This window comes from Kineococcus endophyticus (assembly GCF_040796495.1).
Classification (GTDB): domain Bacteria; phylum Actinomycetota; class Actinomycetes; order Actinomycetales; family Kineococcaceae; genus Kineococcus; species Kineococcus endophyticus.
This window is the reverse complement of the sequence record NZ_JBFNQN010000003.1, coordinates 189096-202849: the sequence shown is the minus strand read 5'-3', so window position 1 is coordinate 202849 and position 13754 is coordinate 189096. Positions and strand designations below refer to the sequence as shown.

13 protein-coding genes are annotated in these 13754 nt (G+C 73.1%); 4 read left to right on the top strand and 9 right to left on the bottom strand.

The window, feature by feature from the left end; translation table 11 throughout:
• Nucleotides 1-5 precede the first annotated feature (5 nt).
• The 4 genes from hemC to AB1207_RS05110 form a co-directional block, all read right to left on the bottom strand.
• On the bottom strand, nucleotides 6-1049 hold the full coding sequence (gene hemC, locus AB1207_RS05125; protein ID WP_367636727.1) for a hydroxymethylbilane synthase: 1044 nt from the start codon (nucleotides 1047-1049) through the stop codon (nucleotides 6-8).
• Complete coding sequence (locus AB1207_RS05120; protein WP_437178865.1) at nucleotides 1046-2386, bottom strand: glutamyl-tRNA reductase; 1341 nt, start codon at nucleotides 2384-2386, stop codon at nucleotides 1046-1048. Before AB1207_RS05120 ends, hemC begins: the two co-directional genes overlap by 4 nt.
• Nucleotides 2387-3091, bottom strand: a complete 705-nt coding sequence (locus AB1207_RS05115) for a redox-sensing transcriptional repressor Rex (protein ID WP_367636726.1) — start codon at nucleotides 3089-3091, stop codon at nucleotides 2387-2389.
• A gap of 198 nt (nucleotides 3092-3289) precedes the next feature.
• Nucleotides 3290-3580 carry a glutaredoxin family protein gene (locus tag AB1207_RS05110; protein WP_367636725.1) on the bottom strand — a complete coding sequence of 97 codons (291 nt, stop codon included), beginning with the start codon at nucleotides 3578-3580 and terminating at the stop codon, nucleotides 3290-3292.
• Between the two features lie 41 nt (nucleotides 3581-3621).
• Here AB1207_RS05110 and AB1207_RS05105 point away from each other — a divergent pair, with 41 nt between their 5' ends.
• Nucleotides 3622-4422, top strand: a complete 801-nt coding sequence (locus AB1207_RS05105) for an HAD family hydrolase (protein WP_367636724.1) — start codon at nucleotides 3622-3624, stop codon at nucleotides 4420-4422.
• 73 nt (nucleotides 4423-4495) lie between these two features.
• Complete coding sequence (locus tag AB1207_RS05100; protein WP_367636723.1) at nucleotides 4496-5704, top strand: GH12 family glycosyl hydrolase domain-containing protein; 1209 nt, start codon at nucleotides 4496-4498, stop codon at nucleotides 5702-5704.
• Between the two features lie 12 nt (nucleotides 5705-5716).
• Here the strand turns inward: AB1207_RS05100 and AB1207_RS05095 are convergent, their stop codons facing one another.
• Both AB1207_RS05095 and AB1207_RS05090 read right to left on the bottom strand, forming a co-directional pair.
• Entirely contained in the window at nucleotides 5717-6160 is a 444-nt protein-coding gene (locus tag AB1207_RS05095) for a class F sortase (RefSeq protein ID WP_367636721.1), read from the bottom strand.
• A gap of 218 nt (nucleotides 6161-6378) precedes the next feature.
• Nucleotides 6379-7272, bottom strand: coding sequence for a DUF4397 domain-containing protein (locus AB1207_RS05090; protein ID WP_367636719.1), 894 nt, complete (start codon nucleotides 7270-7272; stop codon nucleotides 6379-6381).
• Between the two features lie 374 nt (nucleotides 7273-7646).
• On the opposite strand from AB1207_RS05090, the gene AB1207_RS05085 reads away from it, so the two are divergent.
• Together AB1207_RS05085 and AB1207_RS05080 are read left to right on the top strand one after the other, a co-directional pair.
• On the top strand, nucleotides 7647-8567 hold the full coding sequence (locus AB1207_RS05085) for a glycosyltransferase family 2 protein (protein ID WP_367636718.1): 921 nt from the start codon (nucleotides 7647-7649) through the stop codon (nucleotides 8565-8567).
• Nucleotides 8564-9793, top strand: coding sequence for a glycosyltransferase (locus tag AB1207_RS05080; protein ID WP_367636717.1), 1230 nt, complete (start codon nucleotides 8564-8566; stop codon nucleotides 9791-9793). Before AB1207_RS05085 ends, AB1207_RS05080 begins: the two co-directional genes overlap by 4 nt.
• Before the next feature lie 13 nt (nucleotides 9794-9806).
• Here AB1207_RS05080 and AB1207_RS05075 read toward each other — a convergent pair whose 3' ends face one another.
• The 3 genes from AB1207_RS05075 to AB1207_RS05065 form a co-directional block, all read right to left on the bottom strand.
• On the bottom strand, nucleotides 9807-10865 hold the full coding sequence (locus AB1207_RS05075; protein WP_367636716.1) for a cellulase family glycosylhydrolase: 1059 nt from the start codon (nucleotides 10863-10865) through the stop codon (nucleotides 9807-9809).
• Nucleotides 10866-10948: 83 nt separating this feature from the next.
• Nucleotides 10949-12085, bottom strand: coding sequence for a glycosyltransferase family 4 protein (locus AB1207_RS05070; RefSeq protein ID WP_367636715.1), 1137 nt, complete (start codon nucleotides 12083-12085; stop codon nucleotides 10949-10951).
• A 119-nt stretch (nucleotides 12086-12204) separates the two neighbouring features.
• A complete protein-coding gene (locus AB1207_RS05065; RefSeq protein WP_367636714.1) occupies nucleotides 12205-13722 on the bottom strand; it encodes a glycoside hydrolase 5 family protein in 1518 nt (505 codons plus the stop codon).
• Nucleotides 13723-13754: the final 32 nt, after the last annotated feature.

The following is a 13754-nucleotide window of genomic DNA, read 5'->3' as shown; positions in this document are numbered from 1 at the left end:
CGTGCTCACGAGCCACTCTCCGGATCGGGACGTGGACCGTCGTCCGGACGGTCCTGGGGGTGGTTCTCCGACGAGACCTGCGGTCCGTCGCCGTGGTTTCCAGCGCTCGCACCGGGTCTTGACGCGGGGGGGCTCTCGGGACGACGACCGGCCCCCGAGGCCCCCGAGAGCTCGTGGGCCAGCAGGTCGCGTGCGACGTCGGCACCCAACGTACGCGCGGAGGCCTCATCGGCGACAGTCGCGAACGGCAGGGCGCGGCGCACGAGGGCGCCACCGGGGTCCTGGACGGCGACGTGGAGGGTCTGCGCGGTCGCGTGGGCCCCGACGGGCGCCGAGCAGCCGGCCTCCAGCGACGCGAGCACCTGGCGCTCCGCGGCGACGGCCCGGCGGACGGCGGGCGCGTCCAGCCGGGCGAGCGCGGAGCGCACCTCCTCGTCGTCGGCGCGGCACTCCACGGCCAGCGCGCCCTGGCCGGGGGCCGGGACGAACGCGGCGGGGTCGAAGAACTCGCTGACCTCGTCCGAGCGCCCGATCCGGGCCAGCCCGGCCGCGGCCAGGACGACGGCGTCGAGCTCGCCGGAGGCCACGAAGCCCACGCGGGTGTCGATGTTGCCGCGGATGGCGACGACCTCGAGGTCGGGTCGCAGGGCCAGCAGCAGTGCCTGCCGGCGGGGTGAGCCGGTGCCGACCCGGGCCCCGGCGGGCAGCTGGGCCAGCGTGCGCCCGCCCGCGGCGACGAGCGCGTCGCGCGCGTCCTCCCGCTCGGGGACGGCGGCCAGGGCGAGCCCGTCGGCCGGGGCCGTCGGCAGGTCCTTGAGGGAGTGCACCGCGAGGTCCACCTCGCCCGCGAGCAGGGCGTCGCGCAGCGCGGAGACGAAGACCCCCGTGCCGCCGATCTGGGCCAGCGGCGCGCGGTTGACGTCGCCGTGCGTCGTCACTTCGACGAGCTCGACCTCGGAGCCGCCGCGGCGCAGCAGGTCAGCGACCCACGAACTCTGCGTGGTGGCCAGCGCGCTGCGGCGGGTGCCGAGCCGGAGCGCACGCGTCACGACACGCGTCCCACGGCGTCGGCCACGGTCCCGGACAGCGGGGCGTCGCCGGGCAGGGCCCCGCCGCGCGCGCGGTCGGGCCCGACCTCGAGGTCGAACAGCGCCCGCAGGGCGGCGGCGTACCCGACGCCACCGGGCGACTCGGCGAGCTCCTTCACCCGCACGGTCGGGGTGTGCAGCAGCTTCTCGACGATGCGGTGCACCGTGCGGTCCACCTCGGCGCGGGCGGCGTCGTCGAGGTCGACTCGGCTGGTGAGCCGCCGCATCTCGACGTCGACGACGTGCCGGGCCTGGGCGCGCAGCGCGACGACCGTCGGGGCCACGTCGGCCGCCCGCAGCGAGGCCGCGTGGGCCGCGACCTCCTCGGCGACGATGGCGCGCACCGAGCGCAGGTCGTCGGCGACGGCGGTGCTGGCGAGGTCGGTGCCGAGGGCCTCGAGGTCGGCCAGGTGCACCCCGCGCAGCGTCGCCACGTCGGGGGCGACGTCGCGCGGCAGGGCCAGGTCGGCGACGAAGAGCGGTCGCTCCGGGCGGTCCAGCAGCGCCGAGGCCACGGTCGCCACGTCGAGGACGTGCCCGACGGCACCCGTGCAGCTGGCGACGAGGTCGGCGGCGGCCACCTCGGCCCGCAGGTCCTCCAGGCCGACGGCCCGGCCGCCGATGGCCGCGGCCAGGCGCTGGGCGCGGTCCGGCGTGCGGTTGGCGACGACGACGTCGAGGCCGGCGCGGGCGAACGTCGTCGCGACGAGGGCGCTCATGGCCCCGGCGCCGACGACGAGGGCGCGCCGGCCCGCGAGCTCACCGCCGACGACGGCGGCCGCACGGGTCATCGCCGCGTCGACGAGGGAGGCGCCCGCCGCGTCCAGCCGGGTCTCGGAGTGGGCGCGCTTTCCGACGCGCAACGCGTTCTGCAGCAGGCGGTCCAGCGTCCCGCCGGCCAGCCCGCGCTCGTGCAGGTCGCGCAGCGCGAGCCGCAGCTGGCCGAGGATCTGGCTCTCCCCCACGGCCATCGAGTCCAGCCCGCAGGCGACGCGGAAGAGGTGCTCGACCCCGGCGTCCTCGTAGTGGACGTAGAGCTGCTCGCCGAGCTCGTCGACCCCGAGGCCGATCCGCCGGCACAGCGCGTCACCGACGTCGGCGACACCGCCGTGGAAGCGGGTGACGTCGCAGTAGAGCTCGACGCGGTTGCACGTCGACAGCACGAAGACCTCGTCGACGTGCGGCGACGCCGACAGCGAGGCCACGACCTCCCCGGCGGCGGCGGCGTCGAAGCTGGCGCGCTCGAGCACGCCGAGGGACGCCGTCCGGTGGGACAGGCCCACGACCATGAGGGCCACTCAGACCACCTCTCCGACACGTTCGGTCACGGGTTCAGCCACGCGCGCCAGGCTCGGCACGCGGGAGGCGCGCCGCTGGGCGTGGAAGGCGAGGATCTGCAGCTCCGAGGCGAGGTCGACCTTGCGCACGTCGACGCCCGCGGGGACGCGCAACACGGTCGGGGCGAAGTTCAGGACGCTCCGCACCCCGGCGGCGACGAGGCGGTCGCAGACGGTCTGGGCGTGCTCGCCGGGGACGGCCAGGACGCCGATGGTCTCGCCCGGGCACACGACGTCGGGCAGCTCGGCCAGCGGCCGGACGCGGACGCCGCCCACGACCTCGCCCACCACGTGGGCCCCGTCGTCGAACAGGCCCACGACGCGGAAGCCGCGGCTGGCGAAGCCGCCGTAGCCGGCGAGCGCGTGGCCGAGGTTGCCGATGCCCACGATGACGACGTTCCAGGGGGTCGTCTGCCCGAGGTGGTCGGCGATCTGCCGGTGCAGCTCGGCGACGTCGTAGCCGACCCCGCGCGTGCCGTAGCTGCCGAGGTGGGAGAGGTCCTTGCGGAGCTTGGCCGACCCGACGCCGACGGCCTCGGCGAGCGCCTCGGAGGACACGGTCTGCAGACCGGCCTCGGCCAGGACGGACAGCGCGCGCAGGTACTGGGGCAGCCGCGCCACGGTGGCTTCGGGGACGTCGACCGTCCCCACGTCGTCCTCGTCCACAGCGGTCAGACCAGCATCCTCGTACGCGTCGCTCGGGTCCGGGAGAACCCGGGACCCCTGGTCGTGCGCCAGCAGCCTAGGCTCTTGTGAAGCCACGCACAAAGTCGTGGAGGCCTCGCGTGACGAGGACCACGTCGCCCCTGACCTGGGCTTTCGCGGGTAGGTGAGCCTCACCTCACCTTCGCTGCACCCGGGTCGTCACCGCCCCCGCCGCCACCAGCGGCGCCCCGCGAGCGCCTGCCGCAACCGGTCGGCGTCGAGGCGGCCGAAGTCCCGCTCGGCACCGTCGACGAGCACGACCGGCACCTTGTCCGTGAACCGCCGGTGCAGGTCCGGGTCGGCGTCGACGTCGACCTCCTCCCAGGCGACACCGGCCGCCTGCGCCACGGTCCGGACCACCTCGCGGCCGTCGTCGCACAGGTGGCAGCCGACCCGCGAGACGAGCACGACCCGCGCGGTCGCCGCGTTCGTTCGCTCTGCGTCGTCCATTCGTCACCCTTCATGTCGGTGGGGCGTCCTACGATGCCGCAGTGCACCGCGACGACGCCCTCCACAGCACCGCCCTGCCCGGCGGGAGCGCTGCGTGCGAGGCCGCGTTCTTCGACCTCGACAACACGATGGTCCGCGGCGCCTCCCTCTTCTACTTCGCCCGGGGCCTCGCGGCCCGCGGCTTCTTCTCCCGCCGCGAGCTGCAGCGCTTCGGCCGCCGCGCCCTGCACTTCGCCCTGCGCGGGGAGAACCTCGGCCACCTCGGCGAGATCCGCGAGCTCGCGCTCGCCTTCGTCGCCGGCCACACCACGGCGGAGATCCGGCAGATCGGCGAGGAGGTCTACGACGAGCACGTCGAGGCCAAGGTGCAGGCCCGGACGCGCGCGCTCGCCCGTCGGCACCTCGACGCCGGCGCCCCCGTCTGGCTCGTCACCGCCGCCCCCGTCGAGCTCGCCGACGTCGTCGCCCGGCGCCTCGGGCTGACCGGCGCGCTCGGGACGATCGCCGAGTCCGTCGACGGCACGTACACCGGCCGCCTCATCGGCGAACCCCTGCACGGACAGGCCAAGGCGGACGCCGTGCGCGACCTCGCCGAGCGCTCCGGGCTGGACCTGGCCCGCTGCGCCGCCTACTCCGACTCCGCCAACGACCTCCCGCTGCTGGGACTGGTCGGCTCCCCCAGCGCGGTCAACCCCGACCGCGCCCTGCGCCGGCACGCGGCCACCCACGGGTGGCCCGTCCACGAGTTCCGCTCGTGGCAGCACGTCGCCCGCTGGACGGTCCGCGCCGGTGGAGTGGCCGCGGGCGCCGTGGTCGTGGCCGGCCTGGTCCGCCGCAGGTGAGGAGACAGGAGCTGTGATGCACACCACACCCGAGAACGCTCAGGTCGGGGGCACGGACGGACGAGACAGCGGCGTGCCTCGCCTGCGTGCCCTCGCCGCCACCGTCGGACCCAAGCTCGGGGTGGCCGCGGCCGTGACCGCCCTCGTGGCGGGCGCCGCCACGGCGGTGACCACCCTCGACACCCCGAGCGCGGCGGCCGCCACCGCCCTGTGCGACCAGTACGCCAAGACGACCACCGCGGACGGGAAGTACCGCATCCAGAACAACCGCTGGGGCACCTCGGCGCAGCAGTGCATCGAGCCCACGGCGACGGGTTTCCGCGTGACCCAGGCCGACGGCGCGGTGTCCACCAGCGGCGCCCCCAAGAGCTACCCGTCGATCTACTGGGGCTGCCACTACGCGGACTGCACCACGGGGTTCTCCCCCGTGCAGGCCTCCAGCGGCACCTTCGGGTCGGTCCGCACGAGCGTCGCCATGACCTACCCGACCTCGGGTGAGTGGGACGCGTCCTTCGACCTCTGGTTCGACCCGACGCCGCGCACCGACGGCCAGAACACCGGCGCCGAGGTCATGGTGTGGCTGAACCACGCCGGCCGCCCGCAGCCCGTCGGCAGCAAGGTCGGCACCGTGACGCTCGCCGGTGCGACGTGGGACGTCTGGTACGGGAACACCGGCTGGAACGTGGTCTCGTACGTCCGCCAGACCCCGACGTCGTCGGCGGACTTCGCCGTGAGCACGTTCTTCGACGACGCCCTGGCCCGCGGCTGGGTCCAGCGCTCCTGGTACCTGACGAGCATCCAGGCCGGGTTCGAGCCGTGGACCGGCGGCGCGGGCCTCGCGGTGACGTCGTTCTCCGCGGGCACGGGCTCGACGGGGACCCCGACGGCCACCACCAGCCCGACCGCCAGCCCCACCGCCACGCCCACCGCCACCGCGAGCCCCACCGTGACGGTGACCCGCTCGCCGCGGCCGACGTCCGGCCGTCCCGTCTGCTCCGCGACGGCGAAGACCGAGTCCGCCTGGGGCGCCGGGGCTGTGCAGAACGTCACGGTCACCAACGGCGGCGAGGCCCGCACGGGCTGGACCACCGTCGCGACGCTGCCCGCCGGTCAGACGGTGACCAACCTGTGGAACGGCACCTGGACGCAGTCCGGGCGGACGCTGACGGTGAAGAACGCCTCCTACAACGGCTCCCTCGCCGCGGGTGGGACGACGAGCTTCGGCTACCAGCTCGCCGCGACCGGCAGCACCTCGACGCCGGCCACGATCACCTGCTCCTGAGGGCGGCAGCGCTCACGAGGCGAAGACCACCACGTTGTCGCGGTAGTGCCGGGACGCTCGGTCGAAGGTACCGCCGCAGGTGACGAGCCTGAGGACCGGACCAGGAGCCGGCCCGTACACGGCGGCCGACGGGAACTGGTCCTTGGGGTACTGCTGCACGCCGTCGACCCGGAAGGTGTGCTGTGTCCCGTCGGCCGACCGCACGAGGACCTCGTCGCCGGCCGCCAGGTCCCGGAGGCGGTAGAACGGGGCCGGCCCGTCCGTGCTGTCCACGTGTCCCGCGATGACGGCGGGCCCGGTCTGCCCCGGCGCTGCCCCACCGGTGAACCACCCCACCTGCTGGTAGTCCGACGGGACCTCCAGCTCGCCCGCCGCCGTCGTCCCGAGGCCGATCAGGGGGACGTCCACGCCGATAGCGGGAATCTCGAGCTCCACCGGGACCGAGTTCGGGTCCACGGAGCGCGCAGGTCCACCCGGCGCGGGGACGGGCTCGACGTCTCCCGTCTTGGGCCCCGCAGGCGGGGCGGACACAGATGGTGACGAGGCAGCCGTAGTCGCGGCCGACCCCGACGGCGGCTGCGCTCCAGGACCAGCAGAACCGGCGCACCCCGCGAGGAGAACCGTCAGCAGGAGCACCGACGCCTGCGGACCGCGGCAGGCAGCACAGGCCGTCCTCACGAGGAGCGTGCTGCCGTACGCCGCTGCGACCGGACGGCTCGCCCGCGGGTGCGGGCGCCCACGACGGCCAGAAGTGCGGCGCCCGCGAGCACGGCCCCAGGAACGCCGGCCGGGGAACCGGCCGCGGTACCGCCGCCACCCGTCGCCGCGCCGCCCACCGGCATCGTGGCGGACCCCGCGGCGTCCGTGACCACCTGGATCCCGAACCCGCCGCCGTCGCGGTCCACGACGGCCAGGGTGTAGATCCCGCCCGCTGCGAGGTCGACCGTCGTCGACGTGGGGTCGCCCCCGCCGGAGGTGGTCTGCAACGTCCACCGCCCGGCCGGAACCGCCGCGTACGCGGTGGGCTGACCGAAGACGGCGTCGCGGGCGACGACCGGTCCGCCCACCGCCGCCACCGTCACCTGGTCCGCACTGGAGGCGGCCGGCAGCAGTCGCACGCGGACCGTCCCGGCGGCGGGTGGCGTCAGGTCGTCCTTCAGCGTCGCCAGCCTCGGGGACTGCAGCGACCCCAGGCCCGCCAGGGTGTAGGCCCGACCCGCCTCGACCACGACGGTGCTCGACAGCATAGGCGCGGACGAGGTGGGAGCCCCGGCCGGCCTGAGCTCGACGCTGTAGTCACCAGGGGTCAGACGCTGGTACGGCGCGACGTCCCCGTAGGCGGCCCGTTCGGCGAGGACGGACGGGCTTCCGCCGCTGAGGGGCCGCGCGACGACCTGCATGGCTTCGAGACCCGGCACGAGGTGGGCCGCCCGCACCCACGCGTCGCCGGGGACAGCGGCGCGTGCGGACGACGCGGACCAGCCGGAGAGCGCCAGCGCTCCGACCAGGACCGCGAGCAGAAGGGACAACCGTGTGGACCGCTGTCGACGGTGGGCGGTGGAGGGCACGTCGAAACTCCTCTGGCAGGGACCAGGACGGTGGGGACCAGGACGGTCGAGACCTGTCGTCCGCGGCACGACCTGCGTGCCCCGGGGTCATTGTGCGCCACGCCGTGGAAGACCGCACCGACGGCCGCGAAAACCGTGGCCATCCAAGCACCGGGAGTGAACGAGCCACCTGTTCAGCTCGCAGATCCGCCACATCCTGTCCAGTCGTGGTGACTCAGCGAAGTTCTTTGACGAAATACCCATCCATTCGGACCAGCGCACCGAACGTCTTCACGTTCCGGGGGCTACCTTCGCCGACAGGCCGACCCACGGCCGGGAATCTCGACGTCGCGAATCCCCCACGCCGTCCATTCGCCCACGGAGAGGCCCGATCGATGTCCACTGCCACTGAAGCGCGCCCGGAGACGCCGACCGTCAGCATCGTGGTCCCCGCACGCAACGAGGCCAGGAACCTCGAGATCGTGCTGCCGAAGCTGCCGGACGTCCACGAGGTGATCGTCGTCGACGGCCACTCCTCCGACGACACGGCCGACGTCGTGGCCAGGGTCCTGCCCCGGGCCCGTTTCCTGCAGCAGACCCGCAAGGGCAAGGGCAACGCCCTCGCCGTGGGTTTCGAGGCAGCCACGGGTGACGTCGTGGTCATGTTCGACGCGGACGGCTCCGCCGACGAGGCCGAGATCGAGGACTTCGTCGCGGCGCTCACAGCCGGCGCCGACTTCGCCAAGGGGTCGAGGGTCCTGGCCGCCGGAGGGAGCGACGACATCACCCTCGTGCGCGACACCGGGAACCGGGTGCTGACAGCCATCACCAACGTCCTGTTCCGCACCAAGTACACGGACCTCTGCTACGGGTACAACGCCTTCTGGCGGGACGCGCTCCAACACATGGCGATCCCCTCGTCCCGGTACGAGACGGCGCAGTGGGGGGACGGGTTCGAGATCGAGACCCTCATCAACTGCCGGGTGGCAGCCGCCGGCCTGCAGATCCACGAGGTCCCCAGCGTCGAACTGCGCCGCATCCACGGTGAGAGCAACCTCCACGCGGTGCGCGACGGCTTCCGTGTGCTGCGCACCATCCTCACCGAACGGTTCCAGCGCGGCCGCGCGAACGTCCCCGCCCCCAGCGCGGACCTGCTCACCCACGCGCACGCCGACGCCGAGCGCCTCGACGCCCTCGAGCAGTTCCCGGCGGTCGACCACGTGCCTGCCGCCCGGGTCATCGACCTGCGGACCGCGGACGAACGCCGCCGGTCGGCCGAGATGGCGGACGACGTCCAGGACGGAGCAACCGCGTGACGCAGGCCGGCCGGCCGCAGACACCTCGCCGCACACGTGTCCTCGTCGTCGGCTCCGGGTGGCGTTTCACATCCGGGATCAGCTACTACACCTGCCGCCTCGCCAACGCCTTCGCGGAGCAGACCACGACGAGCGTCGTGCTCATGCGCCGACTGGTGCCCCGGTTCCTCTACCCGGGCCGGGCCCGTGTGGGTTCCGTCGTCCACGACCTCGACTACGCCCAGGGCGTCGACGTGTTCGACGGCGTGGACTGGTACTGGGGGAACAGCACCCGGGGGTTGCGCGCGTTCCTGGACCGCACGGCGCCTGACGTCGTCGTCCTGCAGTGGTGGACGGGCGCCGTTCTGCACTCCTACATCCTCCTCGCGGGCCTGCTGCGCGCTCGGGGCGCTCGCGTCGTCGTGGAGTGGCACGAGGTGCAGGACACCGGGGAGGCGCGCATCCCCGGTGCCGTGCGTTACGTCCGGTGGGCGATGAAGGCCCTGCTGCGCCGCGTCGACGCGCACGTCGTCCACTCCGAGTTCGACAGGGACCTGTTGCGACAGGCCTACGGCCTGGACGACCGGTCCGTCACGATCGTGCCGCACGGTCCCTACGACCACGTCCTCGAGAGTTCCACCCCTCGTTCGACGTCGGAGACCGCACCCGAGATGCAGCTGCTGTTCTTCGGGACCATCCGCCCCTACAAGGGCCTCGAAGACCTGGTGGCGGCCTTCTCCGCGTTGCCCCGCGACCTCGCCGAGCAGTTCCGCTTGACGATCGTCGGGGAGACCTGGGAGGGCTGGACGCAGCCCCTGCGAGACGTCGAGACCAGTCCGCACCGGGACCGCATCGAGCTCGTCAACCGCTACGTGACCGACGCCGAGGTGCGCGACCACTTCGCCGCCGCTGACGCCGTGGTGCTGCCCTACCGTCGGTCGTCGTCCTCCGGTCCGCTGCAGATGGCCATGAGCGCCGGCCTCCCCGTCGTCGTCACCTCGGTCGGAGGCCTCGTCGAAGCGGCCGCGGACTACGAGGGGGCGGAGTTCGTCCCGCCCCGCGACCCCCGGGCCCTCGGGGACGCGCTGCGGAACCTGCTGCGACGACGTGACGAGCGGTACGCGGACCCGCACTCGTGGGCTACGTCCGTCAGCCGGTTCGACCAGGTGTTCCAGGGACTGGGCGTCAACGGGACCATGGCCGGCACCCCCGCTGGGGACCCGCTGTCGGCGAACTCGGCCAACTGAGGACGAGCCGGGTTCAGTCTCCGGTGCCGAACTCCGCGGCCAGCCGGCGGACGACACCGAACGTCGGGTCGTTGTCGGTCCGGACGATGTCGTAACCGTCGGTCTGCGCCGTGCCGTAGTGCCACACGAGGTAACCCTCGGCACCGGCACGGAACGCCGCCTCACCCTTGGCCTGCAGCAGATCCGCCCTGCGGCGGCGGGCGGCAGCGTCCGTCGCGGTGATCCCCACTTCTCCGACGACGATCGGCTTGCCGAGGTCGGCGGCAACGGCGAAGGCGCACGCGATGCGGGCCGTTCGCGACGTGCACTCCCCTGAGTCGGCGGCGGGCAACGCGCCGGCCGCCGTCGCTCCAGGCAGAGGCTCCGTGTCCGATCCGTACCTGGCCCAGTCGTGGACCTCCACGAAGTCCAGACCGGACTGGTTGTAGACCGCCCGCAGGTCCGATCCACTGCCACCCGGTGCACCGTTCCCCTGGGTGCCCAACGTGATCAGGTGGTTCGGATCGACGTCGCGGACGACCTGCGCCACGTCCCCGGCGAAACTCACCAGGACCGACCGGTCCTGGTCGTCGCGGGCGGTGGTCTCCGCCTCGTTCACGAGCATCCACGCGAGGATCGTGGGTTCATCGCGGTAGTGCTCCGCCACCACGCGCACGTAGTCCCGGTAGGACAGTCTCGCGTTCCCGTAGGGCTTGCGGTAACCGGACGAGAACCAGGTCCCGTCGTCGGCCTCGGACAGCGGCACGCCGGGTCGGCCAGTGCTGCAGTCCCCCGGGCCGTCTTCGAGCACCGGGATGAGCCGGATCCCGGCGGCACGGGCGGCCTCGATGACGGCGTCCACCGCGCTGAAGTCCCGTCCGCCCGATGTGTAGGGCTGGTAGGCCCAGAACCGGATGACCGTGACACCCGCCTCGTCGTGCAACCACCGGAACTGCTCCTCGAGGTCCTCAGGAGGTATGCGCGACTGCGGACGACAGGAGTAGCGGTCGCTGGCGGCAGCGTCGTAGAGGTTGAAACCCACGAAGCGGAAGGGTTCGCCACCGACGACGAAGTCCCGCCCGTCCCGGCCCACGAACTCGTCGAGGTCGGTACGCGAGCACGCCGCGAGGGACGCGCCGACCAGGGCGAGGAGACCGAGCGTCGCAACGGGTCCCTTCAGACGGCGCGGCCAGGGAGGACGAGTTCGTCGAGCACTGGTGCCATCCGGTCGACGACGCGCTCCCACGTGAACTCCTCTCGAACCCGGGTTCGCGCGACAGCAGCCATCGAGGCGCTGCGGCGGGGGTCGGTCAAGGATCGCACGATCGCACAGGCCAGGCTCGACGGGTCCGAGACGGGAACGACCTGCCCGTCCACCCCGCCGCGGACCATGTCCGGAATGCCGCACGAGTTCGTGGTGACCACGGGAACTCCTCGGGCCATGGCCTCCAGCAGCACCAGGGGGAACGGGTCGAAGACCGAAGGAAGCACGAAGACGGACGCCTCGGCGTACAACCGGTCGATGCGCGAGCGGTCGTGAACCCGACCCAGTACCTCGACACCCGGGGTGGACGGCACGGCCGGCCGTGTTCCGACGAGGCGCAACGTCGCCGCCGGTACCGACCGGCGCACCTCCGCGAACGCCGCCAGCAGGTCCCAGCCGCCCTTGCGGGCGAAGTCGTTCCCGATGAACAGCACGTTCGGCCGGTCCGGCAGGCTGGTCGCGCCGGTCACCGGCGGCAGCCCACCGTTGGCGCCGGCACCCACGACGGTCACCCGTTCCGGGTCCACGTCGTAGTCCTCCACCAAGGAGTCACGGGTCGCTCCGCTGAACGCGAAGACGTGGCGCGCGGATCGGTAGGCGATCGCCTCCCGTTCGTACCAGCGTCGCAGTGCACGTCCGCGCATCGGGTTCCACGGCGCCCATGCCTGCGCGGCCTGCCGGTGTGTGCAGTCGACGTACAGGAGGCTGTCGGCCCCCGCGACGTCGAAGAGTGCGTGGACCTGGAGCACGGGCGCCTCGGGCGCCGCGGAGGCCCGCCGCAGCGCAGCGGCGTTCCGCGACCGCAGTCGGTAGCCCAGAGCGCTCTTGAAGTACTGCTCGGCCCACCGCTCACGCGTGGCCCGGAACGTCGTCGCGGCGACCGCCAGACGTTGCCACCGTGACAAGTCGGTGCTCAAGACCCCGGCCACGGGATAGCGCCGCGCGACCTCCTCGAACAGGAAGGGCGTCAGGGCGTCGCCCCGTGAGGCCAGCAGCAGTCCCCTGCCGTGCGGCGTGCGGGCCGCCGCAGACCGGGCGTCCAGGACCATGCGGTCGGTGACCTCCTCCGATGCGTGGTGCGCCGGTGGATGGACGCACTCGTCACCAGGATCCCCCACGTCGTCGGGAAGGAGCCAGACCCGGACAGGTGACCCGCAGGTGCGGCGGCTCAGGCGGCGCAGGGACTCGTCGATCCCTTCGTCACCGCGGACGACCACGTGCCGGTGCGTCCAGCCAGGGTGACGCCGGCGACCCGGTAGGCGTACCCGCGCCCCGCGACGGCCGTGCTGTCGATCCAGAGCGCCGCCGAGCCGGGAACCACCTGGTCCCGCGCCCAGGTCGTGAGGGTCGTCCACCCCGACGACCCTGAAGCCGGACGCCGCTGCACGGCATAGCGAGCCGCAGGCGCCGCCCCTCGCCACCGCAGTCCGTTCCCTCCGGCCGTCGGCCCGACGATGAGGGCACAGGGTGCGGGCGGCAGACGGTCGACCGGAGCTGCACCCCCCAGGCTGACGGCGAACTTCTGCAAGCTCGACGTCCGTGCCCGTTCGTCGGCGGTGCGGCCGGGGAAGAAGTACTGGAAGCCGTCGTCGTGGTCCACGAACCCTGCGGTGTCGGCGTGCGGCACCACGGACCAGGTGAGTGCGCCGGCCGCCCCGGAGTCGCGGACGGCGTCCAGGAAGGGCTGCAGCCCGTCACCGCCGCGGTGACCGTTCCAGTCGTACTCCCCGACGAGGTAGGCCTTGCCGTGCCGGGTGGCCGTCTGGGCCGAGGAACGGACCCGGTCGAGCTGCATCGGGTAGAAGTGGTCGTCGACGATGTCGACGGAGGCGATGTCGAGGCTGGGCTCGTGGAGGCAGGCCCGACGGCAGGCCGGGTCGGTTCCGTGCCCGTCGACCACGAGCTGCTTCGGGGCGACCGCCGCGATGTGGTCGGCCACGGCCTTCGTCCACGACCCGTCCCAGTAGTTGCCGGAACACGTCTGGCACCACATCTCGTTGCCCGTCTCCCACGCCATGATCGTGGGGTCGTCGCGGTAGGCCAGTCCCGTGTACGGGTTCACGTGCTGCACGAAGTGCGTGATGTACTCCCGGTAGTCCTCGATGACACGGGCGTCGGAGAAGAACGACGACTCGGGGAGGCCTCGCCAGGAGGTGAACGTCCTCTTGCTGCCGTGGTAGTAGTCCCAGTTGTCGACCAGGGTGATCACCATCCGCTGGCCGTGACGCGCTGCGGACGCCACGGCGTAGTCGATGGAGTCGAAGGCGGAGTCCTGGAACACCCCCAGGCGGGGTTCGATGCAGCGGTCGCACCCGACGAGTCCACCCCACGTGCGGACGACGGTTCCGCCCGCCGCCTGCGCGGCGCGGAAGGCGTCGTCGACCCGGAACCGGGACGGCACCGCGGGGGACCCCTGGGCGTCGCGGACGTTGTCGTCCAGCCCGAGCCAGTAGACGTTCGTGCCGGAGAACCGGAACGTGCGCCCGTCCAGGGTGAGCCGGCTGCCGTCGCGCTGGACGAAGGAGCTCGTGGTCGGGGCCGGCGTCCCGTCCGTCGGCAGGGCCGCCCGGGCGGGTTCGGACGACGCGGTCAGGCCGGCCACGAGGACCAGCAGGACCAGCGGCAACCCCAGTACCCCGCGAGCGGCGCGGCGGAGCAGGCCGGAGGCGGACGATCGTGTGCTCACCCGCTCCCATCGGCGTCCCGGCGCGCGGACTG

What these genes read in the sequence shown, in the direction of transcription:
- AB1207_RS05110 (WP_367636725.1), bottom strand. Translation starts at nt 3,580, where the DNA reads ATGGACGACGCAGAGCGAACGAACGCGGCGACCGCGCGGGTCGTGCTC.
- AB1207_RS05085 (WP_367636718.1), top strand. Translation starts at nt 7,647, where the DNA reads ATGTCCACTGCCACTGAAGCGCGCCCGGAGACGCCGACCGTCAGCATC.
- AB1207_RS05070 (WP_367636715.1), bottom strand. Translation starts at nt 12,085, where the DNA reads ATGGTCCTGGACGCCCGGTCTGCGGCGGCCCGCACGCCGCACGGCAGG.